This is a genomic window from Methylobacterium soli, from assembly GCF_008806385.1.
Taxonomy (GTDB): domain Bacteria; phylum Pseudomonadota; class Alphaproteobacteria; order Rhizobiales; family Beijerinckiaceae; genus Methylobacterium; species Methylobacterium soli.
In genome coordinates this window covers 1-1,769 of sequence record NZ_VZZK01000104.1, presented here as the reverse complement: position 1 = coordinate 1,769, position 1,769 = coordinate 1, and the positions used below count along the sequence as shown (strand labels likewise).

Here is a 1,769-nt window from a genome sequence, read left to right as displayed (position 1 = left end):
TGCTCCTGGTAGGCGTCGGGCAGCGTCATCGTCCGCACCCGCACCCGGCCCGTGTCGAGCGCGCCCTTCTGCGCCAGGAGGTGCAGCACCATCGCGCCGAACCCGCCCGTCGAGCCCTCCTCCAGCGTCACCAGCACCTCGTGGCTGCCAGCGAGATCCAGGACCAGCGCCTCGTCCAGCGGCTTGGCAAAGCGCGCATCCGCCACGCTCACCCCGATGCCCGCCGCCTCCAGCGCGTCCGCCGCCTTCAGGGCCTCGCCCAGGCGCGTGCCCAGCGACAGCAGCGCCACCCGCGCCCCCTCCGGCCGGCGCACCACCCGGCCCCGGCCGATCGCCAGCGCCTCGCCCCGCTCGGGCAGGTCCAACCCCACCCCCTCGCCGCGCGGGTAGCGCAGCGCGATCGGGCCGCTGTCATGCGCGTGCGCGGTCGCCACCATGTGCACCAGCTCCGCCTCGTCGGCGGCCGCCATCACGGTCATGTTCGGCAGGCAGCAGAGATAAGCGAGGTCGAAGGCGCCCGCATGCGTCGCCCCGTCCGCCCCCACCAGGCCGGCCCGGTCCAGGCAGAAGCGCACGGGTAAGTTCTGCAGCGCCACGTCGTGCACCACCTGGTCGTAGGCCCGCTGCAGGAAGGTCGAGTAGATCGCCACGAACGGCTTGTAGCCCTCCGTCGCCAGCCCCCCCGCGAAGGTCACCGCGTGCTGCTCGGCGATGCCGACATCGAAGGTGCGCTCCGGATGCGCCTTGCCGAACAGGTCGATCCCGGTGCCTCCCGGCATCGCCGCCGTGATCGCCACCACCTTGTCGTCCGCATCCGCGCACTTGATCAGGCTCTCGCCGAACACCCGGGTATAGGCCGGCGCGTTCGGCTTGGCCTTGGCCTGGACCCCCGAGACCACGTCGAACTTCACTACCCCGTGGTAGCGGTCGGCCGAGGCCTCGGCCGGGGCGTAGCCCTTGCCCTTCTGGGTCACCACGTGCAGCAGGATCGGGCCCTGCTCGGAATCGCGCACGTTCTTGAGCACCGGCAGCAGGTGGTCGAGATTGTGCCCGTCCACCGGGCCGACATAGTGGAAGCCCATCTCCTCGAACATCGTGCCCGAGCCCACGATCAGCCCGCGGGCGAATTCCTCCGCCTGGGCCGCGCGCTGGTAGAGGGCGCGGGGCAGGAGCTTGCCGAGCTGCTTGGCGGTCTCGCGCAGGCTGCGATAGGTGCCGCCCGAGGCGAGCCGGGCGAGATAGGCCGACATGGCGCCCACCGGCGGGGCGATCGACATGTCGTTGTCGTTGAGCACCACGATCAGCCGCGAATGCATGGCGCCGGCATTGTTCATGGCCTCGTAGGCCATGCCGGCCGACATCGAGCCGTCGCCGATCACCGCCACCATGTTGCGCCGCTTCGGCGCCGGCCCGCCGGCCCGCCGGGCGGCGGCCACGTCGAGGTCGCGCCCCACCGCCATCCCGAGCGCGGCCGAGATCGAGGTCGAGGAATGGGCCGCCCCGAACGGGTCGTAGACGCTCTCCGCCCGCTTGGTGAAGCCCGAGAGCCCGCCGCCCTGGCGCAAGGTCCGGATCCGGTCGCGCCGGCCGGTCAGGATCTTGTGCGGGTAGCATTGGTGCCCGACGTCCCAGACGATGCGGTCGTCGGGGGTGTCGAACACGTGATGCAGCGCCACCGTCAGCTCGACCACGCCGAGACCCGAGCCCAGATGCCCGCCCGTCACCGACACCGCGTCGATCATCTCGGCCCGAACCGCGTCCGCGATCCC

General features: G+C 71.8%; 1 protein-coding gene. It reads right to left on the bottom strand.

Annotated elements, in window-relative coordinates; translation table 11 throughout:
- The coding region (gene dxs / locus F6X53_RS31985; protein WP_151005955.1) for a 1-deoxy-D-xylulose-5-phosphate synthase at positions 1 to 1,766 on the bottom strand (1,766 nt) is incomplete at its 3' end.
- Between the last annotated feature and the right edge of the window lie 3 nt (positions 1,767 to 1,769).